The organism is Pseudomonas cremoris, from assembly GCF_014230465.1.
The window spans coordinates 38,906-60,989 of the sequence record NZ_JAAXCY010000019.1 but is presented as its reverse complement, the minus strand read 5'-3'; the positions used below and the strand labels follow the sequence as shown (position 1 = coordinate 60,989).

Below are 22,084 nucleotides of genomic sequence, written 5' to 3'. Positions count from 1 at the left end.
TCGCTCCGTAGAATGCGCGCCACACCGAGACGAAGGGTGATTAGCTCAGCTGGGAGAGCATCTGCCTTACAAGCAGAGGGTCGGCGGTTCGATCCCGTCATCACCCACCATTCGCCTCATGTGTTACGCGCAGCGGTAGTTCAGTCGGTTAGAATACCGGCCTGTCACGCCGGGGGTCGCGGGTTCGAGTCCCGTCCGCTGCGCCATATTCGGTAACCTGGAACACTGAACGCCAGGTCGCCACAGGAAGCCCGCTCATTGAGCGGGCTTTTTGCTGTCTGGGCTTTATGAAGCTCCAAAAAAGCCGCCGATCATTTCCGATGATCGGCGGCTTTTTAATGGGCGATCAGAAATCCCAGCGCGTGGTCACCATGAAGTTGCGTGGCTCGCCGTAGGCTGCGGAATTATAGAAGCCGATGTTGGTGTAGTAGGACTTGTCGAAGAGGTTGTTGACGTTCAACGTTGCCGACAGGTTTTTGCTGATCTGATATTTGCTCATCAGGTCCACCAACCAATAGGCATCCTGGGAAAACTCTTCATAGCCGCCGCGCGGAGAGTTGTAGATGTCCTGCCAGCCCACGCTCTGCCAGCGTACGCCGCCGCCGACGGTCAACTTGTCCAGGTCGCCCTTGAGTTTATAAGTGGTGTACAGCTTGACCTGGTCTTCGGGCTCAAACGTGGAGATCTTCACCCCCTGGTCGTCGCGCACAATCTTGTGGGTGTAGCCGGCCTGCAGTTGCCAGCCCGGGGCGATCTCACCGGACATCTCCACTTCATAACCTTTGGTCACGGCCTTGCTGCTCTTATAGGCATAGTTGTTCGGTGTGGGTTTGAGGTTGTTGTACTCGTCGTCGGACAGTGCGCGATTGGACTCATGAATCTCAAAGTACGCCGCGCTGGCGTTCACCCGGCCGTCGAGGAAGTCAGCCTTGAGGCCCACTTCCCAGTTCTGGCCTTCGTCCGGTTCAAGCAGTTTGTTGTCGCGGTCGCGGTTGTAGTTTTCCTGGGGCATGAAGATGTCGGTGTAGCTGGCGTAGACCGAGTAGGTGTCGTTCAGGTCATACACCGCACCGACGTACGGCACAAAGCGCCCGGACTCTCGATAATTGGGGTTGTAGCCGGTGACCTGATAGTTGACCACGCGTCCGCCCATTAACACTTTCAGGTCATCGGCCAGATTCAGGCGAGTGGTCACATAGGCGCCGGTCTGGCGTACGGTGTCGTCAATCAGCGATTGCGCCTTGCCCCAATCCGGCATCGCGCCGTGGCCGTGCCAGTTATTGAAGTCGACCAGGTTGGGTTCCAGGTTCCAATAGCCTTTGCCTTTCCATTCCGACGCGCTGATCGAACCGCCCAGCACCAACTCATGTTCACGCCCGCCAAGGGTGTAGGGGCCGCTCACATACAGGTCGGCAGAGTCGCTGACGGTTTCCCCGGTGTACTTGCCCGAGGTCAGTTGCGCGGTGCCATCTGGCTGCGGTTGGTCGCCTTGGATCGAGCCCATCAAGGCGTGGTAGCCGTTGATCTTGTGGTCCAATTGCAACTTGCTTACCCAGCCATTGCCCAGGTCATGTTCGAGCATGGCGAAGACGGTGCGGGTGTATTGCTCCCAACTGCTCCATTCGGCAGCGTCGTTGAACGAGCGCTTCACGCTGTTGCGATTGCCCTGGGAGTTGATCAGCGGAAAGCTGCCCGACCAGGACGAGCCTTTTGGCAGGGTGTCCTGGTAGTCGCCGCCGACGGTCAGCAACGTATCGGGCGACAGGTCGAACTCCATGATGCCGTAGTACACCGGACTCTTGCGCGAATAGTGGTCCATGAACGAATGCTTGTCCTGGTACGCCGCGACCGCCCGGCCGCGCACGTTGCCGCTGTCGGTCATTGGCCCGCTGACGTCCAGTTCGCTGCGGTAGTTATCCCAGGAGCCCGCGCCAAGCGTGGCATGCCCCTGGAAATCTGCCGTGGGTTTCTTGCGCACCAGGTTGATGGTCGCGCCGAGGGAGCCTGCCCCCGTGAGCAGGCCGGTCGCGCCCTTTAGCACTTCGACGCGGTCGTAGATCGCCATGTCGCTCAGGGTGTTGCCGGCTGAATAGGCAACGTTGCGCGCCGTGGACGGGATGCCGTCGTATTGGAAGTTATTGATCGAGAAACCGCGCGCGTAATAGTTGCTGCGCTCGGTGTCGAAGGCCGAAACGGTGATGCCCGGCGTATGGCGCATCACGTCGTCGACGTTGTTCAGGCCGAAGTCGTCCATGTGCTGGCGGGTCACTACCGACACGGATTGCGGTGTCTCCTTGGGTGTCAGCACCAGGCGCGTCGACGTTGCGATGGTGCCGGGCGTGTAGGAACCGGTGCCTTCGGTGACGTTGCCCAATTGGTTGGCGCTGACTTGGGTCGGGCTCAGTTCCAGGGTGTCGCCGCTGGCGACGGGAACAGGTTGCAACGCGTACACCTGGTCGCCCTTGACCGCGCGGTAGCCGCTGCCTTGCAGCAATCTGTCGAAGCCGTCCTGGATGGCGTAATTGCCTTTCAGGCCTGGGCCCTTGAGGCCTTCCAGCTCGCGGGATTCAAACACGATTGCCACGCCTGCTTGCTGGGCAAACCGATTGAGCGAACTGCCCAGCGGCCCGGCGGGAATGTCGTAGGTGTGGGCGGCAACACTGGCGGTATCTGCCTGCGCGAGTTGGGCAGGCAGCGTGGTGGCGGTCAGGATGGCCAGGGACAGCGGCGCGCTTTTCAGCAGTTGAAAGCGCCCGCGTGGCAAGGAAGGGGAGTGCATGGTGAAGGCGGTCCTTTATGTGTCGAATTACCTTCCTTGACGGGCAGCTCCGAAAAAACCGGAAGCAAATGCGAATAATTATTCATTGGGTGCCGAGGCGGGGTCTACAACGATCAGCCAAGGCGTGAACGTGCGCACGTTGATAGGCAGTGTTCGCGCCAGTAATTGCAGGGCATGTTCGCTGTCATCCAGCGGGATTACGGCCGACACCCGAAGGTTTTGCAGCGCGGCGCGGTCGAAATGCAGCATGCCGGAGCGGTGCCGCGAGATTTCATCCAGCACCTCGGACAGCGGCCGGTTTTCCACCACCAACTGATGGCGGCGCCAGGCTTCGTTGATGCTGGCCGGGTCGACGCGGCCAGCCAGGCGCACATCCTGGTCGCGGAGCAGGGCTTGGGAGCCGGCATCGACTTCCAGCACTTGCCCGGTTTTCGCGCTTTGCGCTGCCACCCGCGACTGGAGCATGGTCAGTACGGTGGTCTCACCCTCACGCTTGACCACAAATCGAGTGCCCAATGCGCGCAAAGTGCCTTGCGGTGTCTGCACGATAAACGGCCGCGTGCTGTCATGGGCGACTTCCACCAGGATCTCCCCTTGCAGCAGTGTGATGCGGCGCTGTTGCCCATCGAACTGCAGGTTGGCCGCACTGATGCCATTTAAGGTCAGCGTCGATCCGTCGGCCAGGCGTAGGGTTTGCCACTGGCCAGGACCGTTGCGTACATCGGCCATCCATTGCTGCGGATAGGGGCTGACCAACAGCGCCGTTGCCGGAATCGCCAGGCTGCACGCCAGCAGCAGTGCGCGTATCGCGTTCTTGCGGCGATGGGATTTCTGATGGGCAAACGCTGCATTCAGTGCGGCCCGCGCCGGCGACTTTTTACCGCGCAGGGCCTGCATCCGTGCAATCACTTCTTCCATGCGGGCAGCAGCAGCGGCGTAGTGCGGGCCTTGTTGCTTCCAGCATTCGAACGCCAGGCGCTGGGCTTCGCTCAGTTCACCTTCGTGCAGGCGCAGCATCCATTCGGCGGCTTGTTCTTCGATATGTTGGCGGGCGTCGGACATGGGCAATCACGTATCCACACTATGGCCGCAATGCATAAGCGCCTGGATCAGGTACTTGCGCACGGTGCGCTCCGACAGCTTGAGCTGTCGGGCGATTTGCTGCTGCGTCATGTCTTCGAGGTAATACAGCACGAACGCCTGGCGCGAATACGCGTGCATGCCTTCCAGGATAAAGGCGATCTGCTCCAGCGCTTCGAGGGTGGTGTGGATCTGCTCCGGGGATTGGAACCCTTCAAGTGCATCGACCGTCAGCGCCAACTCGTGCAGGTAAGCCTGTTCGATCTGCTTGCGCCGAGCCTGGTCGATAAGCAAGCGCCGGGCAGTGGTGCTCAGGTACGCCCGGGGCTCACGAATGGTGGCCACCGATTCACGTGCATTGAGGATGCGCGCGAACGTGTCCTGCGCCAGGTCGGCTGCGTTTTGTCGGCAGCCCAGCTTGCGCCGCAGCCAAGTGAGCAGCCAGCCGTGATGCTCGCTGTAGAGCAGGGCTATTTCCCGTTGGAATGGAGGTTCACCCACTGACATAGGCGTGGCTCAGGCGTTATTGAGAATGGTTTTTAATTGTGAAGCCAAGTGTCAGGTAAACGCAATAGACTCGCGTTTGCGGGGGTAGAAGCCCGTGTTTACGGGGTTTGCGCGGTTCAAGAGAAATTATTTTAAATAAATTGCATTTAAATCAAGACATTGCGGATTTTTGGTGTATGATGCCGCCCACACCGAAACGAAGGGTGATTAGCTCAGCTGGGAGAGCATCTGCCTTACAAGCAGAGGGTCGGCGGTTCGATCCCGTCATCACCCACCATTCGCTTCAAGTGTTACGCGCAGCGGTAGTTCAGTCGGTTAGAATACCGGCCTGTCACGCCGGGGGTCGCGGGTTCGAGTCCCGTCCGCTGCGCCATATTCGGTAACCTGGAACACTGAACGCCAGGTCACCACAAGAAGCCCGCTCATTGAGCGGGCTTTTTTTCGTCTGCGATTTATCCTCTTTACGCGTTACCGTCGCGCACTGCATGTTCGCCCTGAACTGTGCTGGTGCGTCATGACGTGGCGGAATACCCCCATGCTCATTGGTCGATTGCGCCCCTTGCCGCTTAAACGGTTATCTATAGCCACGCGAAGACTTCCAGGCGAGCGACCGGCAGCAGGACGCTGCGGTGCCCGCTTTCTAACAATGGCCTTTAGGGCCGATAAAAAAATAGTCTGCAAGGGGAACGGCTCTACATGAAATATCCATTGCGTCCGTTGGTGTTCTGGCCAACTTTCCTGATTCTGCTGGCAGCGGTGATCGCCAGCTACGTCGACCTGAATGCATTCCTAACGGTCAGCAAACAGCTCAACAGCGTGATCCTCAAAAATTTCTCGTGGCTGTTCAGCGCCGGCTCGTTTGCCATGGTGGTGCTGACCGCAATCGTCTATTTCTCCGCGCTGGGCAAGGTGCGTATTGGCGGCGAAGATGCCCAGCCATTGCTCAGCAAATGGCGCTGGTTCATGGTGGCGCTGTGCACCACGCTGGCCGTCGGCGTGTTGTTCTGGACTACCGCCGAACCGCTCTATCACCTGTATGGCCCACCCTCCAGCCTGCCCATCGAAGCGGGCAGTTCGGCGGCCAAAAGTTTTGCGATGTCGACGATGTTCCTGCACTGGACCATCACCCCCTACGCGATCTACCTGGTCCCGTCCCTGGTCTTTGCGCTGGTGTTCTATAACCGTCGCAGCAACTTCTCGATTGGCGCCATGCTGGAGCCGCTGCTCGGCGAAGCACGGGTCAAACGTTATGCCGGGCTGATCGACACCCTGGCGATGTTCGCCCTGGTGGCCGGCATGGCCTCGTCCCTGGGCACTGGCGCGCTGACCCTTTCCGGTGGTCTTAGCCAGTACATCGGCGGCGAGACCACACCGTTTCGCCTTGCGATCATCATCGCGATCATCGTCATTACCTTTGTTGCCTCGGCTGCCAGCGGCTTACAGCGCGGCATCGTGATGCTGTCGTCGTTCAACACCTGGATCATGCTGGCCCTGGGATTGTTCGTGCTGTTGTGTGGGCCGACGCTGTACATGTTCAGCCTTGGCGTCGAATCCCTCGGGGTTTATCTCGACACCTTCTTCAGTCGCAGCCTGTCTACTGGCGCTGCCAGTGGCGATACCTGGCCCCATAGCTGGACGGTGTTCTACTGGTCGGTGTGGTTTGCCTGGGCGCCGGTCAGTGCGCTGTTTCTCGGCAAGATTGGCCGTGGCTACACCGTCCGCGAATTCATTCACATCAACATGCTTTACCCGGCGCTATTCACGGCGGTGTGGATCTGCATTTTCTCCGGTACCAGCCTGTACTTCGATGCGCTGGGCGATGGCAGCCTCAACCGCGTGTTGAACGAGCAGGGCGTAGAGCACGTGCTGTACCAGATGTTCCAGCAACTGCCGGCCACTGGCCTGATGATCGCGTTCCTGTTGTTCGTGGCTTTCATCTCGTTTGTCACGGCGGCGGACTCCAGCACCGACGTGATCGCCAACCTGTGCAGCAAAGGCGTGACCGCCGATTCCGATCTGGACGGCAACCCGGCGCTGAAGATTGTCTGGGGCGTGATCATTGGCACGGTGTCGTGGGTGATGGTCTCGTTCATCGGTATCGACGGGGTGAAGATGCTTTCCAATCTCGGAGGGTTGCCGGGGATGATCCTGGTCTTGCTGGCCAGCACCTCGCTGATCTTCTGGCTGAAAAGTCCGACGCTGCTGGATGTGAAAAGCCCACAGCCAACGACTGAACCCGACCTGCGTGGCGCCATCCCGGTCGCGGAACTCGCCCGCTAGAACCTGAAACCTGTGTGTCTCCTCACGCGCTCCCCACTGGGCGCGGGGGAGTCGTTTGTTCGCAATAAATGTTTGGAGCTACCGATGGAAGTCGTTACCGAGTTTGCCTATAAGGTCCGAGAAATCGAGCACTGCCTGATTCCTCTCAAGGACGGTACCCAACTGGCCGCGCGCATCTGGCTGCCGGAAGTCGCAGGTTTGCAGACGTTTCCGGCAATCCTGGAATACCTGCCTTACCGCAAACGCGACGGCACCGCCGTACGCGATGCATTGACCCATCCGTGGATGGCGGGGCAGGGCTATGTGAGTGTGCGTGTGGACATGCGCGGTAATGGCGAATCCCAAGGGCTGATGGCCGACGAATACCTGTTGCAGGAACAGGAAGACGCGCTCGAAGTGATCGACTGGTTGTGCCAACAGCCTTGGTGCGACGGCAATGTCGGCATGATGGGCATCTCCTGGGGCGGCTTCAACGGCCTGCAGGTTGCGGCCCGCCAGCCGGAGGCACTCAAGGCGATTATCACGCTGTGTTCCACCGACGACCGCTTCGCCGACGACATCCATTACAAGGGCGGCAACTTGCTGATGGAAAACTTCGGTTGGGCCGCGACCATGCTCAATTTCAGCGCCGCCGTGCCCGACCCGTTGTTGGTCGGCGAAGGCTGGAAAGACCTGTGGCACCAACGACTGGACGCCATGCCGCTGCTCGCCGAAACCTGGCTGCAGCACCAGACCCGCGATGACTACTGGCGCCATGGCTCGGTGTGCGAGGACTATTCGAAGATCAAGGCGGCGGTCTACGCGGTGGGCGGCTGGGGTGATGCTTATCGCAATACCGTCTCGCGGCTGATGGAAAACCTGCCTGGGCCGAAGAAAGCGATGATCGGCCCGTGGATTCATAAATACCCGCATTTCGCCGTACCCAATCCTGCCATCGGCTTCCTGCAAGAAGCCAAGCGCTGGTGGGATCACTGGCTTAAAGGCATCGATAACGGTGTGATGGATGACGCGGCCTGTACTTTTTACCTACAGGATATTCTGCCGCCGAAAGGTAGCTACGCCGAGCGTCCGGGGATTTGGGTACAGACGGCCGGTTGGCCTGATCCTCAGGTGCAGTGGACTGACTTCAGTCTCGATGAGAGCGGTCTCAATCCGGACGCAGAACCCTTGGCCACGCCACAAAGTATCTGTTCGCCACTGACCACCGGCCTGCATCAGGGCGAATACTGTGCAATCTGGTTTGGCCCCGATGGGCCGACGGATCAACGCCGCGACGACGCCAATTCGCTGTGCTTCGACTCGCAACCGCTGACCGAACCTCTCGCGTTGCTGGGCGACGCTCGCCTCACGCTACGCTTGGCCAGCGATACCACGTGCGGGCAATTGGTCGCTCGATTGAATGCGATCGCACCGGATGGTCACGTTACGCAGATCAGCTATGGCGTGCTGAATCTCACGCTGCGTGAAGACTTTTCCCAGGTAACCCCTGTAGTCCCGGGGGCGCCGATGGACGTGAATTTAAACCTGGACCACATCGGCATGCGCCTGCCTGCGGGCTACCGTTTACGTCTGGCGTTGAGCACAGCAAGTTTCCCGTTGCTATGGCCGAGCCGCGAGCTGACCACCCTGACCTTGCAGCCCGCACTGCAACGCCTGCAACTGCCGGTGTTTATCGGCGAGGCGGTGGACTGCCCGTTCGAAGCTCCGCAATCGGCGACGCCGGCGAACCTGGAAGTGCTGCGCGCCGCTGCGCCGAAACGCACGCTGATCGAAGATGTGGGCAGTGGCGAAGTGTGCGTGAAAATCGAAGACGACCTGGGTGCGGTGCGTTTTGCCGACCACGGCCTGTCGGTAGACCAGTGTTGTACCGAGCAATACCGCACGTTGCCTTGGGACCCGTTGTCGACCCAAGCGGATATCCAGTGGCATTACCGTGTAGGCCGCGGTGAGTGGATGGTCGAGGTGGAAAGTCGCTTGAGCGTGCACGCCGATGCCGAGTGGTTCTACGTCGAAGCCGAGCAGACGGCCTGGGAAAACGGCCAGTTGGAACACCGCCGCCAGTGGAGCAAGCGCGTGGCCAGGGTCGCGCTGTGAGTGAGCAACTGGCAGGATGCCTGCCATCGTGATCTTTGCGGGCCCGGGGAAACCCAGGCCCGCTTTTGCCATTGGAATTGCTCATGTCGCGCCGAAACGTCGATCTTCCCCCGCTCAATTGCCTGCAAACGTTTGAAGCAGCGGCCCGCCATTTGAGTTTTACCCAGGCCGCCCATGAACTGAATCTGACCCAGAGCGCGGTCAGTCGCCAGGTCAAGCGCCTGGAAGAAGACCTGGCTCGCCCGTTGTTTTACCGGTTGGCCCAGGGGCTGAGCCTCACGCCTGCGGGCGTGCGTTACTTCCGCACCATCCAGCGCCTGCTGCGTGAACTCGGCCGCGAGTCCGCCGAGTTGCGGCGCCGCGGTGCCGACCGTCAATTGACCCTGGCCAGTACGCCGACCATCAGCTCGATCTGGCTCGCCGGCCTGTTACCGGAGTTCCAGCGTGAGCACCCGGACCTGGATATACGCATCCTGTGCAGCGAAAGCCCCAACCATCTGGATGTGAGCGAATATGACTTGGGCCTGTTCTATCACCTCGACGAATTGCCAGCGCCCCATGGCCTGGAATTGTCGCCGGTGTTCGACAGCGAGCAGGTGATCACCGTATGCAGCCCAGGCTATATAGAACGCCACGGCCCGATTCACGATGTGCACCATCTGCTGCACGCCCACACCCTGCTGATTGTGGAGGACCATTACCACGACTGGCTGACGTGGACCGACTGGTTCGCCGACGCCGACGCTCACTACTACACACCGCGCCATGCGTTGCGCACCAACAGCTACCAACTGCTGCTGCAGTCGGCGGTCATGGGCCATGGTGTTGCCCTCGGCTGGAAAAGCCTACTGGAAGGTGAGCTGACTTCCAGCCGTCTGCAGATGGCGTTACCTCACACCATGCACAGCCGTGGCCGCCTGCACCTGATGCAACCTCACCATCGCAATCCGCCTTCGGCGGCGCGCAGTTTTCGTCAATGGCTGCTGGCCAATGCCGGCAGCATGAACAACCCCCTCTGAGCCACCATGAACCTGACTTTCCTGACCTTCCCCGCGCTGTACAGCGCGACCATTCTGATGCTCACCGGCAACGGGCTGTTCTTCAGTTTTATCGGCCTGCGCCTGAGCAGCCAGGGCATCAACGAACTGTGGATCGGCGCGCTGACGGCCGCGTATTACGGGGGCATGGTGTGCGGCGCCAAGTTCGGCCACCGCATGATCGCCGGGGTGGGGCATGTGCGCTCGTATGTGGCCTGCGCGGGGGCTGCCACCATCATCGTGTTGCTGCATGTGCTGTTCGAGCAGTTGGAGTTCTGGCTGGCGCTGCGCTTTGTGATGGGGCTGGTGATGATGAACCAGTACATGGTCATTGAAAGCTGGCTCAACGAGCAGGCGGAAAACAACCAGCGCGGCGCCGTGTTCGCCGGCTATATGGTGGCGGTGTCCCTGGGCCTGATGCTGGGGCAGGGCGTGTTGATCTGGCGCCCGGAGCTGGATTTCAAACCGTTGATCATTGTCGCGATCTGCTTCGCCGCCTGCCTGTTGCCGGTGACCATGACCAAGCGCTTGCACCCGGCAAAACTGGTGGCGGCGCCACTGGAAGTCGGATTCTTCTGGCGACGAGTGCCCCAGGCGTTGACCACGGTGTTTGTCACCGGCCTGATGATCGGTGCGTTTTACGCACTGGCCTCGGTGTTCGCCACACGCAACGGCTTGAGTACCGCCCAGGCCAGTACCTTTGTTGCGGTGTCGATCTTTGCCGGGCTGTGTGGCCAGTGGCCGATTGGCTGGTTGTCCGACCGCATTGACCGGTCCCGGCTGATTCGCTTTTGTGCGCTTGCATTAGGGCTGCTGGTGATTCCGTTGTGGGGGCTGGTGCAACTGCCATACGCGCTGTTGCTGGTGTTTGGTTTTCTCAGCGGTTTGCTGCTGTTCACCCTGTACCCGTTGGCGGTAGCGCTGGCCAATGACAATGTTGAACAACCGCGCCGCGTGCCCTTGAGCGCAATGATGCTCGCCACCCACGGCATCGGTGCCAGCCTGGGGCCGATGCTCAGTGGTGCGCTGATGAACAGCTACGGCCACGGCGCGTTCTACATGCTGTTTTCGGCCTGCGCGCTGCTGTTGATCTGGCGCGTGCAACCCAAGCACGTCACCGGTGAATACCTGGTCGAAGGTGCGCCACTGCATCACGTCGCCATGCCGGAACATCCAATGGGTGCCATGGCGGCGGTGCTCGACCCACGGGTCGATGAGATCCCTGAGGACCTGGTGATCAGCGACCCGACGCCCGACAGCAAGGCGTGACGGCTACTTGGTTTTTTTCTTGCGTGTCTGGCGCGTTGCCAAGTGCTCGAAGCAAAAAGACGCAGTGCCGAATACGGCGATGATGGTCAGTACGAGCATGCCGAGGGTTGAGCTTTCCACGGTGATTTCCTACAGGTTGTGGGGTAGGAATTCACGGTAGAGGCAGTATGAAAACGGCTCAATAGACCCGACGCAAACCTTACGGCGCCGGGCCCATTGTTACGCACTCTTTACGGCGCGTTGCGGCTGTGGCGGTAATCGCTGACCGCTTCGTACACCGCCTTGCGCAAGCGGTTGATACCGCCGATAGGGCGGTGCTCTGCGACGCCGAACCACGGGTTGAACGACTGGTTATCGCACGCCAGGTTTTGTTCTGGAGTATCGAAGTCCTGGGCCGGGATTTTTATCTTGGCCACCGTTTCATACGGCGCATCGCTTTCCTTCCATTCAATGCTGGTGTCCTCGATCGGCATGAACTTCTGCGGGTTTTGCCGCTGGATCTGCAACACGAAACACGCTGCTACGCGGTCGGTGGACAGCTGTTGATTCAAGGCGCTGCGCAGGAAATTCGGCAGGTCTTGGTTCTGTTTGGGCAGCGCGTATTCCGGGCAGCTTTGTGGGTCTGGGGCGACACGGAATTTGGCGTTGGCCGCACCGAACTTGTAGGGCGATACGGAGAAGTACGTGGTCTGTGTCGGACTGGCCGGGGCGGGTGCCAAGGTTGCCAGGGCGATAAACAAGTGACGCACTTGCCAACTGCGTGGGTCGACCTTGGGGAAGAACGCCAGCACTTTTTTGCCATCTGCCTGAGCGCCGATGTTCTGCGCATATTCGGCCACATCGCTGACGAAGAAGTTCGGGTGACTGAACATCACGAAGTCCTGCTCTGAGCGCGTTTGCTGATCGGCCAGCAACTGCTTGCCCGGTACGTCCAGTAGCTTGATCGCCATGCCTCGGGCATCGCGGATGCTGTCGAACTGTGGGTAGGCGTTGCCGTTGGACAGCCGCATCATTGCCTGCCAGGTCTTGCCCGGTTCGGCGAATACGCCCTGGCGCAATGCGGGGTCTAGACCGGTGAGCACGCTGACTTCAGCTTTCACACAACCATGAGCCTTGGCGTGAGCATCGCGCAGGTAGCGCGTGCCTTCGCGATGCTGATCAACGATGCGCACCGCCGTCTGGATGATGCCCTGGGTCATCGCCGCTTCACCGGGCGGAACCTGTTCATTGGGCGACACCGGGCCGCTGTGCTGCCAGGCGTACCAGGCAGTGGCGCCCAGCCAGCCGAGCAGACCAAGGCCCAGCAGCCACAGCAGGGTCTTGCCGAGAAATGCACCGATGCGCAGCCACAGGCGGGCGAGCAGGGAAGGTCGGTCGTAGGGGGATCGAATCATCATGGCAGTTGTTGCTCCAGCGGGCCGCCCAGCACTTTGAGGTATTCCAGCAGCGCCCAGCGCTCCTGCGGCAGCAAGCCACGGCCGATCACGCCGTTGCCCTGCTTGCCAGCACGGAATTCGTGACCGCTGTTGTGGTTGCCGGTGATCTTGGTATCGAACAGGAAGGCATTCTTGAACGCGCCGGTTTCAAACCCCAAGTGGCGCGGGTCGTAGGCGAAGGTGCCTTTATAGAAGGTGGTGCTGCGCTCGTCCTGGGGCGAGAGCAACTGGTAGATCGTCGGCACCGAACCGTTATGCAGGAACGGCGGGGTAGCCCATACGCCGGCCAATGGCCGGGCCTTGTAGGCGCGCAGTTCGCGCACGCCGATGGGCAGGCCGAAGCCGTCCAGGCTTGGGCGTTCGCTCGGCGTTACACCCGCGGCGCGGTAGGCGTGCTCTTCGACAAAGGCGGTGACGTAGGCGAGGCCCTTGGCCACCGACATTTTCTTCAGGTCCAGGGGCTCGGTCGGTGTCGGGTGGAGGTCGACATTGAGCTTGGCCAATTCCGCCGGGTCCCATTGCAGGGCGCTGAGGTCGTAGCGTTGGTCGGCGATGTTGCTGGCGGTGCCGGGGTCGGTGCCAATGTAGTCCACCGGCAGCATTTTCAGCTGCTGCATCGGGCGGCCGTTTTCCTGCGTGACGCTGGGCACATGGCAACCGGCGCAGTTTTCAGTGAACAGCGCACGGCCTTGGGCGGCAAGGGGCTTGTCGATGGCGCCGAACAGGTCTTCTGGCCAGGTGGGCGGCTTGAGGCGTTGCAGGGTTTCTTCGATCAGGTTGAGGTCACGCACTCGCACGCTGGAAGGGTAGCGCGCGTCGCCCTGCAGCGGCTGGCCGGCGTTGTCGAAGAAGGTCAGGGTTGCGCCGACGCCGAGGGCTTCGCCGATGTTGCGGGCCATGGGCTGCTGGGCCGAGCCGTTCCATTGCACCCAGTCGAAGGTCCAGATGTCCCACAGGTGTGGGTAGTCCACTGGGGCATTGGCGACGCGATAGTTGTCCGGCGAAATCGCATCGCCAAAGCTGGCATTGGCGATGCGGCCGAATGCGTCGGTGCGACCGGGGCCTTCTTCGGTGGGGTAGAGGCCACGGTGGGTGTCGTTCCAGGCGACTTTGAGGAACTGGTTGAGCGACCGCTTGAAGTCCTCGCGCAGTTGCTGCTTGTTGTGATCGTCGTAGTCGTGCCCAAGCACCGCGTGGGCGAAGCGGTCGAACTTCCACGGGTTGTAATAAGTCGCTGCAAGGCTGGCAACCAAAGCTTGGCCGAAACTTCCGCCGCGCAAGGTAGGAACGCTGGATGGCAGCAGATGCTGGGCCGAACCGCCGTCGATACGCAGGGCTTGGCCTTTGAAATGCAACTCGCCGGTGTGGCAGGCGGCGCAGGTGATATCCAGGTACTCGGCATTGCTGCCGGCATTCTTATGCCGGGCGAAACCCACAGGCAGGTTGCCGGGGTTTTGAGTCGTGGGGACTTGCTTGGGGTCCACCAGGAAACCGAAGCGCGCCAGGTATTGCGGAGTGGCAAAGCGCTGCTCGGAAAACGGCAGTTCCAGGGCGGTGAACCAGTCGTAGTGCAGGCCTTTTACCTGAGTGCCCTGGGGCGTGAAGTAGTAGGTCTGGCGGTCTGCGGCACTCCATTGGTCCTGGTAGTGCACCTGCTCCACGGGCACGTAGTCCGGCAGCTTGGGGTTGAGGGTGTAATAGATCACCACGGCCAGGGCGATGCCCAGCAGCGTGAATATCAGGAATAAAACACGGGAAAAAATGCGCAAGATAACTATCCTTGTCGAGTTGTAGCGCTGTTATGCCACCACGCCACAGGTGCGGCAAGTGGCCATGAGCGCTGTCAGGGGTTGTCCCGCGATCCGTCGCGGGCCCTCATCATGAATGAAAATGCTTTTAAACACGTGAACTTATCGGAAAACTCCTGCTCAGATGCCGGTAGCCATTGGTCGTGGCCGCCTGATAAGCTCGCGACTTTATTCGATTGCCCTTTTGGCGCATGAACAAGGAAATAGCATGAAACAGCATCGGTTGGCGGCGGCGGTGGCCCTGGTTAGCCTGGTACTTGCGGGTTGTGATTCGCAGACCAGCGTAGAGCTGAAAACCCCGGCGCAGAAGGCTTCCTACGGCATCGGCCTGAACATGGGCAAGAGCCTTGCCCAAGAAGGCATGGATGACCTGGATTCCAAAGCAGTAGCCCAAGGCATCGAAGATGCCGTCGGCAAAAAAGAGCAGAAGCTCAAAGACGACGAATTGGTTGAAGCGTTTGCAGCACTGCAGAAACGTGCTGAAGAACGCATGACCAAAATGAGCGAAGAGTCGGCAGCCGCCGGCAAGAAATTCCTCGAAGACAACGCCAAGAAAGACGGCGTCGTCACCACCGCTTCCGGCCTGCAGTACAAGATCGTCAAGAAAGCCGACGGCGCACAGCCTAAGCCGACTGATGTCGTGACTGTTCACTACACCGGCAAGCTCACCAACGGCACTACCTTTGACAGCTCCGTGGATCGCGGTAGCCCGATTGACCTGCCGGTCAGCGGTGTGATCCCAGGTTGGGTCGAAGGCCTGCAACTGATGCACGTCGGCGAGAAGGTCGAGCTGTACATTCCTTCCGACCTGGCCTACGGCGCTCAGAGCCCGAGCCCGGCGATTCCAGCCAACTCCGTGCTGGTATTCGACCTGGAACTGCTGGCCATCAAGGACCCAGCCAAGGCTGAAGCCCCTGACGCACCTGCAGCACCAGCCGCCAAGAAGTAATCGGCGCCTGAACACACAACGCCCCGTCTCGACGGGGCGTTGTTGTTTGTGCAGCCCTGACGGGTGTTGTAGTGAGCGGGCTTGCCCCGCGCTGGGGGGCGAAGCCGCCCCAATAAGACCGCCTCAGTGTCTTAGAACGACCGAGGTGCCTGGATTTAGGGCGGCTTCGCCCCCCAGCGCGGGGCAAGCCCGCTCACTACATGAATCCAACCGAACGTCCGTGGCGGGTAACAGTCTGATATAACACTCGAGTACGGGTAGCCGCACATCAACGCCAAGTCAATGAAATCTTGGGTTTTTTTTATGTGCGCAAAAAACGCCCGATCTAACTGCAGGCCTTGTAAACCGTGGCTTTCAGCCTGCAAAAGGGGCTCTGTTCACAAGGTTATCCACAATTTGTGTGGATAACATTTTCGACCGCCTGGAACTGGAGTGACGAATGAAACCACCCTTCAATTTCACCCGTTTCCTGCCCATGGCCGCACGCTTGCTTGGCCGTGGCCGTTTGCCAACCCTGCTGTTTGCCGTCGCCGCCAAGAGCTCGAACCAGGGTAGCCGGCTGGGCAAGCTCAAGGACGATCTCAAACTGTTACAGGCCCTGTGCCTGGCCTACTGGCGCGGTGAGTACCGGGCTATCAGTCCCAAGGCGCTGATCTCGGTAGTGGCGGGGTTGATGTATTTCCTCAGCCCGATTGATGCGATCCCAGACTTTATCCCCATGTTCGGCATGCTCGATGACATCGCCGTACTGGCATGGGTCATGAAGACCCTGGATGGAGAACTGAGCGCCTTTCGCACCTGGCGCGAGGCGCAGCGCCCGGAAAAGCTCGCCGTAGTCGAACGCTTGCCTGCCACACCCGCATTGTTAGCCAAGGAAAACCCGCAAAAAAATGCATGATGCGGATATCCCCCTGCGACCTTTGTGGCTGTTAGGATTACACTCCTAAGGAAAGAGCTTACTCAGTAAGTGCAGTTATCCTACGGGGCAGTCATGGATATTCAGATCATTTCACGCAATGGCGAACCCGAGTACGCGGTGTTGCCATGGGACCAGTACCAGGCGCTGCTAAAAGCTGCCGGTCAGCAACAACCCACTCCACCTCCTTCTTCAGCAACTGCCCAAGCTGCACCCGCCCAGGATCTGCGCCCGCTTGCAGAGCTGCGTGGCCTGCGCGAAGACAAGGGCTTGGCGATTGAAACCCTAGCCCGTACGGTGGGCATCAGCCCCTCGTACCTTGGTTTGATTGAAAGTGGTGAACGCCAGCCGGATGCCGCGATCCGCCGCAGCCTGGCCTGGGAATTGGGCGTTGCAGGTTGGAGGGATGAATCTTGAGCCTACGTATCAGTCGTCAACACTGGGATGGGTTACTCAACGAACTGGACCAGGCGCGTCGCCAGCGCCATCTGCTGACTTACCGTGCGTTATTGGAGCGCTTGCAGTTTCCCACGCCGGCCATGCAAACCCTGGCTGCGGCCCTGGAACACCTGGCGGCGCTGGACGCCAAGGCCGAGCAACCGTTGCGCAGCTCCCTGGTGATCAGCCAGGGCGCCAGCCGCTTGCCGCGTACCGGTTTTTTTGAGTGTGTGGAACGCCTGGGGCGTTTCAGCGGGCCATCCGATGGCGTGGCCGCGGCGTCCTGGCACGCCTCTGAGGTAGTGCGGGTATTCGAGTACGAATACCCGGAATCCGCCGAGGCTTAAACGGGCAGGCTATCCATACTGTCAATCACATGGATGCTGTAGCCCGCCATGTCCTTGGCATGGTGCTTGGCTTGTGAAGCCAATTCCGCCAACTGGCTGGCATCGAGTTGTCCACAGGCCTGTGGATATAAATGCACCACGCCGATGGACAGCGACAGCAGTGCGAACTCCTGGCGCACGCCCTGGCGGTTCAATGCCACGAAGCAGCCGGCCTCAAGGTGTTCGGCGCGATAGAAACGCCGGCATTGGGTGTGGAAGTCGTCCAGTAACTGGTTGAGCCGCTTGCGCCAATCCTGCGGGCCCAACACCAGCAAGAAATCATCACCGCCGATATGCCCGACAAAGTCGCGGCTGGGGTCTACGCGGTCGTTCAGGCACTGTGCCAGGCACAGCAACACCTCATCCCCACGGCCATAGCCGTAGATATCGTTAAACGGCTTGAAGCTGTCGATATCCACGTAGCAGATCACCGACTCCCGTTGTTGCTGCAACAGCCGCGTCAGGCACTGCTGAATCGGCACGTTGCCCGGTAGCAGGGTGAGTGGGTTGGCGTAGCGGGCTTGTTGGATTTTCAGCTCGGTAATCAGCTTGAGCACATCGATCACCCGACCCAGGCCCAGATAGTCGCCGTTGAGGGTGATGATGAAATCTTCTTCGATACGTTGCCGCGCCCGGCTGGTGAGCAACCGACTGACCTGTTGCAGCGACTGGCTCAGCTCCACCGCCAGGAAGTCGGTGCTCATCAGGCGACTGATGGGCTTGCGTGCAAACAGGTCGGTGGCAAACGGCTTGAGCAGCGCATCCGACAACGAATGCCGGTGCACGATACCTACCGGCTGGCCGCGCCCATCCAGCACCGCCAAGGAGTTGAGGTTGGCTTGGCGGCGGAAGGCCTCCAGCACCTGGGCGGTGGCGGTGTCCTGATCCATCGCCGGTTGCTCGTTGAGCAGGGCGCTCAGGTCGCTGCCTTCATCACTCAGCGCTACGTTGGCGCTGTCGGGCTTGGGCAGCATCTGGCGCACTTCCTGCGGCGGATGTTCTTGTGGACGACAGAGCAAATAGCCCTGGACCAGGTCCACCCCCATTTCGGTCAATACGGCCAACTCTTCGGGCAGTTCGATACCTTCGGCGATCACTTGCGCGCGTGACGCCTTGGCGATTTGCAGGATCGAGCCGACAAACTCGCGCTTGAGTGCGTCCTGATGGATGCCGTCGATAAAGTGCCGGTCGATCTTCACGTAATCCGGCCGCAGTTCTGACCACAAGCGCAGGCTGGAATAGCCGGCGCCCAAGTCGTCCAGGGCGATCGAGAAGCCCATGTTGCGGTAATGGTGCAGTGCGGTTTGCAGCAGGTCGAAATCGTCGGTGGGGGTTTGTTCAGTGAGTTCGATCACCACCTGGCTTGGAGGAATGCCGTAGTCATGCAGCAATTGCAGGGTGCGCCCCGGTTGATGGGCGGTTTCCATCAGGGATTCCGGCGAGACGTTCAGGAACAGCTTGCCCGGCAGCTTTTGCTCGCTGAAACGTCGGCAGGCGCTTTCGCGACAGGCCATTTCCAGTTCACTGAGGCGTCCCGCCTGGCCGGCCACCGAGAACAAGGCGACGGGGGAGTGCAGCGGGCTGTTGGACGGACCACGGCTTAGGGCTTCATAGCCGAGAATGCGCCGTTCGGACAGGCAGATGATCGGTTGGAACAAGCTGTGCAAACTGCCTTGAGCCAGGATAGAGCCCAATGCATTCAGCTGTTCGGTCATGGTCATGGCGATCTCGATCGAAAAAAAAGGACCGCAGGCGGTGAGCCTGCGGTCCTTCATTTCACGACAGAATGATGTCTATATGATGACACTCCAAGGAGCGATCACATTAATTCGCCATCATTTACTGCTTGGCCACCTGTTTGCTGATCTTCAGGTAGTCCAGCAGGATCCGGCCCGTCTCCGCCAGGTAGGCGTCGTCTTCCGGCTTGGTTTTGTCTGCTTCGGTCGGCAGCGCATCTTCATCTTCTTTCTTCAGCTCTTTGAGCGGATCTTCACCCTTGGCCTTGCGGCGGGCGTTCTCCAGCACCAGCTGCTGATTCTCGATGTCGGCGTGCTGTTTGCGGCGGTCCACTTCATTGAGGCTGACGGATTTTTCTTCCATCAGCTTCTTGGCCAGGGCCAGCTTGTCGCGGATGAACACGAACTCGGCATCCTTGGCGGAGCGGGTGTCATGGTCAGCTTTCAACTGCGCCAGGAACGGCTTGAACGGGTCCGACGCCGGCTTGATCGCAGGGCGGATGGTGTCCCACGGCATGGCTTCCGGCAGGGCGCTTTCGCCGATCTCCTTGGTGTCGATGATCGACGGGAAATCGATATCCGGCAGTACGCCCTGGTGCTGGGTGCTCTGCCCGGAAACCCGGTAGAACTTGGCCAGCGTCAGTTTCAGCTCGCCATGGTTCAGCGGCTGAATGGTCTGCACGGTGCCTTTGCCGAAGGTCTGTCCACCGATGATCAGCGCACGGTGATAGTCCTGCATCGCGCCGGCGAAAATCTCCGAAGCGGATGCCGAGAGGCGGTTGACCAGCAACGCCATCGGGCCTTTGTAGAAGGCGCCTGGGTTCTCGTCTTCCAGCACGTCGACGCGGCCGTCAGCGTTGCGTACCAATACGGTCGGGCCCTTGTCGATAAACAGGCTGGTCAACTCGGTGGCTTCCTGCAGGGAACCGCCGCCGTTGTTACGCAGGTCGATGACCACACCGTCGACTTTTTCCTTCTGCAGCTCTGTCAGGATTTTCTTGACGTCACGGGTAGTGGACTTGTAGTCCGGGTCGCCAGCGCGGAACGCCTTGAAGTCCAGGTAGAAGGCCGGGATCTCAATGACGCCCAGCTTGTAGTCCTTGCCATCCTGCTTGAGGTTGAGGACTTTCTTCTGCACGGCCTGGTCTTCGAGCTTCACCGCTTCACGGGTGATGGACACGATCTTGCTGGTCTGGTCGTTTGGCGCATTGGTGTGCGGAATCACTTCCAGGCGCACCACGCTGCCTTTCGGCCCACGGATCAGCTTGACCACTTCGTCCAGGCGCCAGCCGACCACATCGACCATCTCTTTGTCGGCCTGGGCTACACCGATGATCTTGTCAGCCGGAGCGACTTGCTTGGTCTTGTCTGCCGGGCCTGCTGGCACCAGGCGCACGATCTTGACCTGGTCGTTGTCGCTTTGCAGGACGGCACCGATGCCCTCCAGCGACAGGCTCATGTTGATGTCGAAGTTTTCCGCGTTATCTGGCGACAGATAATTGGTGTGCGGGTCGTAGGACATCGCGAAAGTATTGATGTAGGCCTGGAAGATATCTTCGGCACGGGTCTGGTCCAGGCGCGCCAATTGATTCTTGTAGCGCTTGGTCAGCAGTTCCTGGATGGCCTTGGGCTCTTTGCCGGCGATCTTCAAGCGCAGCACTTCGTCCTTGACGCGTTTGCGCCACAGGTCGTCGAGTGCGGTGGTGCTGGTCAGCCAAGGAGCGTCCTTGCGGTCCACCAGAAGGGTTTCCTTCTCGGTGAAGTCGAACTTGTCGACGCCCTTGTTCAGCTCAGCCAAAGCGAAGTCCAGACGCGCTTTGACGCGGTCCAGGTATCGCTTGTAGATGGTGAAGCCAGGCTGCAGGTCGCCGCTCTTGAGGAAGTCGTCGAACTGAGTCTTCCACTTGTCGAACTCAGCGATATCGCTGGCCAGGAAGTAGCTGCGCGACGGGTCCAGCAGCTTGAGGTAGCTGTCGTAGATGATCACCGAGCGCGCGTCGTCCAGCGGCGGTTTGCTGTAGTGATGGCGCTTGAGCAACTCGACGACGTTAAGGCTGGCAATCACCTCATCGCGATCCGGCTGAAGGTTGTCCCAGCTGTTGGCTGCGAACGTATTGGTCGACATCGACGCGAAGCCGAGACCAATGAAAAAAGCGAGGGCGGTGCTGGGGAACAAATGCTTCATGCTGATTCGACGCGGGGGCAATTGATAACGCATATTAGGCCGTCTTTGAGGGAGCCGGTTCCATATGGTCCGGTCGCATAATGCAAAAAACCCGGCGATACAGCTACGGGCTCAGTCCAGACTCACTATGGAGGCACTGTGAAAGCATTGCAAGGCGTTGAAGGTCATGTGGAGTGGTTGGATGAAGCAAGTCCTACATGCGATGTAGGCCAAGTTCGTATTCGCGTGGCGGCGGCGGGCCTCAATCGGGCCGATTTATTGCAGCGAGCGGGCCTTTATCCGCCACCACCGGGCGCCAGCCATGTGCTGGGCCTGGAGTGTTCCGGGGTGATCAGCGAGGTCGGGGCAGGTTCGTCGTGGCAATTGGGCGACCGTGTTTGCGCGCTGCTGGCCGGTGGCGGCATGGCCGAAGAAGTGGTGGTGGATGCGCGCCATGTGCTGCCGGTACCGGAAGGCCTGTCGCTGATCGAAGCGGCGGCGCTGCCTGAGGTGTACAGCACGGCGTGGCTGAATTTGTTCCAGTTGGCGGGCCTCAAACCCGGTGAGAAAGTGTTGCTGCATGCTGGCGCCAGTGGTGTGGGTTCAGCCGCAATCCAGCTGTGCAAGGCGTTTGGCAGCCCCTGCTGGGTCAGCGTGGGCTCGGCGGAGCGCCTGGCCTACTGCGAAGACTTGGGCGCCCAGGGCGGCGTGGTACGTACCAACGGCATCGAGGCCCTGCGGGACTTTGGGCCGTTCGATGTGATTCTCGACCCGGTGGGCGGTGACTATGCGGCCCTGGACCTCAAACTGCTGGCCCTGGATGGTCGTTGGGTGTTGATCGGCTTGATGGGTGGACGTGAAGCCAAGCTGGATCTGGCGCAGGTGCTCGGCAAGCGTGTGCAACTGCTGGGCTCGACCCTGCGCAGTCGCAGTGATCAGTTCAAGGCCGATTTGCTCAGTGATTTAAGCCAGCATGTGTGGCCGTTGTTTGTAGAGGGGCGCTTGAGCCCGCAGTTGGCAAAGACCTTTGCGATCAAGGATGCCGAGGCGGCGTTTGCGGAGTTGGCGACTAACCAGATTAGCGGGAAACTTGTATTGGTAATTGACGAAAGCCTGACCTGATTTCAGCTTGAAATACAGTCAATGTGGGAGCGGGCTTGCTCGCGAATGCGGTGTGTCAGTGAAGAATATTTCATCTGACACAC

Annotated in this window: 16 protein-coding genes and 4 tRNA genes; 13 read left to right on the top strand and 7 right to left on the bottom strand. The window is 60.0% G+C overall.

Annotated elements, in window-relative coordinates; all coding sequences use genetic code 11:
* Positions 1-34: 34 nt before the first annotated feature.
* A tRNA-Val gene (locus HF257_RS31870) sits at positions 35-110 on the top strand.
* A 19-nt stretch (positions 111-129) separates the two neighbouring features.
* Positions 130-206, top strand: a tRNA-Asp gene (locus HF257_RS31865).
* A 140-nt stretch (positions 207-346) separates the two neighbouring features.
* Here HF257_RS31865 and HF257_RS31860 read toward each other — a convergent pair.
* The 3 genes from HF257_RS31860 to HF257_RS31850 form a co-directional block, all read right to left on the bottom strand.
* Positions 347-2,779, bottom strand: a complete 2,433-nt coding sequence (locus HF257_RS31860; RefSeq protein WP_185710598.1) for a TonB-dependent siderophore receptor — start codon at positions 2,777-2,779, stop codon at positions 347-349.
* A 78-nt stretch (positions 2,780-2,857) separates the two neighbouring features.
* Positions 2,858-3,841 carry a FecR family protein gene (locus HF257_RS31855; RefSeq protein WP_185710599.1) on the bottom strand — a complete coding sequence of 328 codons (984 nt, stop codon included), beginning with the start codon at positions 3,839-3,841 and terminating at the stop codon, positions 2,858-2,860.
* A 6-nt stretch (positions 3,842-3,847) separates the two neighbouring features.
* The gene (locus HF257_RS31850; protein WP_185710600.1) at positions 3,848-4,366 is read right to left on the bottom strand and encodes a sigma-70 family RNA polymerase sigma factor; all 519 of its coding nucleotides are present in this window, start codon (positions 4,364-4,366) and stop codon (positions 3,848-3,850) included.
* Positions 4,367-4,567: 201 nt separating this feature from the next.
* Here HF257_RS31850 and HF257_RS31845 point away from each other — a divergent pair.
* The 6 genes from HF257_RS31845 to HF257_RS31820 all read left to right on the top strand — a co-directional run bounded on the left by HF257_RS31845 (position 4,568) and on the right by HF257_RS31820 (position 11,046).
* Positions 4,568-4,643: transfer RNA gene (locus HF257_RS31845), tRNA-Val, on the top strand.
* Positions 4,644-4,662: 19 nt separating this feature from the next.
* Positions 4,663-4,739: transfer RNA gene (locus HF257_RS31840), tRNA-Asp, on the top strand.
* 323 nt (positions 4,740-5,062) lie between these two features.
* Positions 5,063-6,646, top strand: a complete 1,584-nt coding sequence (locus HF257_RS31835; RefSeq protein WP_185710601.1) for a BCCT family transporter — start codon at positions 5,063-5,065, stop codon at positions 6,644-6,646.
* 84 nt (positions 6,647-6,730) lie between these two features.
* Positions 6,731-8,740, top strand: coding sequence for a CocE/NonD family hydrolase (locus HF257_RS31830; RefSeq protein ID WP_185710602.1), 2,010 nt, complete (start codon positions 6,731-6,733; stop codon positions 8,738-8,740).
* Positions 8,741-8,823: 83 nt separating this feature from the next.
* Positions 8,824-9,759, top strand: coding sequence for a LysR substrate-binding domain-containing protein (locus HF257_RS31825; protein ID WP_185710603.1), 936 nt, complete (start codon positions 8,824-8,826; stop codon positions 9,757-9,759).
* A gap of 6 nt (positions 9,760-9,765) precedes the next feature.
* Positions 9,766-11,046 (top strand): MFS transporter, encoded by a 1,281-nt coding sequence (locus HF257_RS31820; RefSeq protein ID WP_185710604.1) that lies wholly within the window; start codon positions 9,766-9,768, stop codon positions 11,044-11,046.
* 230 nt (positions 11,047-11,276) lie between these two features.
* Here the strand turns inward: HF257_RS31820 and HF257_RS31815 are convergent, their stop codons facing one another.
* Both HF257_RS31815 and HF257_RS31810 read right to left on the bottom strand, forming a co-directional pair.
* Entirely contained in the window at positions 11,277-12,443 is a 1,167-nt protein-coding gene (locus tag HF257_RS31815) for a catalase family protein (RefSeq protein WP_185710605.1), read from the bottom strand.
* Positions 12,440-14,251: a di-heme-cytochrome C peroxidase gene (locus HF257_RS31810; RefSeq protein ID WP_185710606.1), complete on the bottom strand. Its 1,812-nt coding sequence runs from the start codon at positions 14,249-14,251 to the stop codon at positions 12,440-12,442. Before HF257_RS31810 ends, HF257_RS31815 begins: the two co-directional genes overlap by 4 nt.
* A 247-nt stretch (positions 14,252-14,498) precedes the next feature.
* Here HF257_RS31810 and HF257_RS31805 point away from each other — a divergent pair, with 247 nt between their 5' ends.
* The 4 genes from HF257_RS31805 to HF257_RS31790 all read left to right on the top strand — a co-directional run bounded on the left by HF257_RS31805 (position 14,499) and on the right by HF257_RS31790 (position 16,940).
* On the top strand, positions 14,499-15,239 hold the full coding sequence (locus HF257_RS31805) for an FKBP-type peptidyl-prolyl cis-trans isomerase (protein WP_017136377.1): 741 nt from the start codon (positions 14,499-14,501) through the stop codon (positions 15,237-15,239).
* Between the two features lie 439 nt (positions 15,240-15,678).
* Positions 15,679-16,137: a YkvA family protein gene (locus HF257_RS31800; RefSeq protein WP_185710607.1), complete on the top strand. Its 459-nt coding sequence runs from the start codon at positions 15,679-15,681 to the stop codon at positions 16,135-16,137.
* A 93-nt stretch (positions 16,138-16,230) separates the two neighbouring features.
* Positions 16,231-16,572: a helix-turn-helix domain-containing protein gene (locus tag HF257_RS31795; protein ID WP_185710608.1), complete on the top strand. Its 342-nt coding sequence runs from the start codon at positions 16,231-16,233 to the stop codon at positions 16,570-16,572.
* Positions 16,569-16,940, top strand: a complete 372-nt coding sequence (locus HF257_RS31790) for a hypothetical protein (RefSeq protein ID WP_005786715.1) — start codon at positions 16,569-16,571, stop codon at positions 16,938-16,940. Before HF257_RS31795 ends, HF257_RS31790 begins: the two co-directional genes overlap by 4 nt.
* On the opposite strand, the gene HF257_RS31785 is transcribed toward HF257_RS31790, so the two are convergent.
* Positions 16,937-18,700, bottom strand: a complete 1,764-nt coding sequence (locus HF257_RS31785; protein WP_233081655.1) for a bifunctional diguanylate cyclase/phosphodiesterase — start codon at positions 18,698-18,700, stop codon at positions 16,937-16,939. The two genes, HF257_RS31790 and HF257_RS31785, sit on opposite strands and share 4 nt — an antisense overlap.
* 118 nt (positions 18,701-18,818) lie before the next feature.
* A complete protein-coding gene (locus HF257_RS31780) occupies positions 18,819-20,900 on the bottom strand; it encodes a carboxy terminal-processing peptidase (RefSeq protein ID WP_233081657.1) in 2,082 nt (693 codons plus the stop codon).
* 138 nt (positions 20,901-21,038) lie between these two features.
* Between HF257_RS31780 and HF257_RS31775 the strand changes: the two genes are divergently transcribed.
* Positions 21,039-22,001: a zinc-binding dehydrogenase gene (locus tag HF257_RS31775; protein WP_185710611.1), complete on the top strand. Its 963-nt coding sequence runs from the start codon at positions 21,039-21,041 to the stop codon at positions 21,999-22,001.
* The last annotated feature ends 83 nt before the right edge of the window (positions 22,002-22,084 follow it).

Coding starts and splice junctions, on each gene's coding strand:
- HF257_RS31860 (WP_185710598.1), bottom strand. CDS start 2,779: ATGCACTCCCCTTCCTTGCCACGCGGGCGCTTTCAACTGCTGAAAAGC.
- HF257_RS31855 (WP_185710599.1), bottom strand. CDS start 3,841: ATGTCCGACGCCCGCCAACATATCGAAGAACAAGCCGCCGAATGGATG.
- HF257_RS31850 (WP_185710600.1), bottom strand. CDS start 4,366: ATGTCAGTGGGTGAACCTCCATTCCAACGGGAAATAGCCCTGCTCTAC.
- HF257_RS31835 (WP_185710601.1), top strand. CDS start 5,063: ATGAAATATCCATTGCGTCCGTTGGTGTTCTGGCCAACTTTCCTGATT.
- HF257_RS31830 (WP_185710602.1), top strand. CDS start 6,731: ATGGAAGTCGTTACCGAGTTTGCCTATAAGGTCCGAGAAATCGAGCAC.
- HF257_RS31825 (WP_185710603.1), top strand. CDS start 8,824: ATGTCGCGCCGAAACGTCGATCTTCCCCCGCTCAATTGCCTGCAAACG.
- HF257_RS31820 (WP_185710604.1), top strand. CDS start 9,766: ATGAACCTGACTTTCCTGACCTTCCCCGCGCTGTACAGCGCGACCATT.
- HF257_RS31815 (WP_185710605.1), bottom strand. CDS start 12,443: ATGATGATTCGATCCCCCTACGACCGACCTTCCCTGCTCGCCCGCCTG.
- HF257_RS31805 (WP_017136377.1), top strand. CDS start 14,499: ATGAAACAGCATCGGTTGGCGGCGGCGGTGGCCCTGGTTAGCCTGGTA.
- HF257_RS31800 (WP_185710607.1), top strand. CDS start 15,679: ATGAAACCACCCTTCAATTTCACCCGTTTCCTGCCCATGGCCGCACGC.
- HF257_RS31795 (WP_185710608.1), top strand. CDS start 16,231: ATGGATATTCAGATCATTTCACGCAATGGCGAACCCGAGTACGCGGTG.
- HF257_RS31785 (WP_233081655.1), bottom strand. CDS start 18,700: ATGACCATGACCGAACAGCTGAATGCATTGGGCTCTATCCTGGCTCAA.
- HF257_RS31780 (WP_233081657.1), bottom strand. CDS start 20,900: ATGAAGCATTTGTTCCCCAGCACCGCCCTCGCTTTTTTCATTGGTCTC.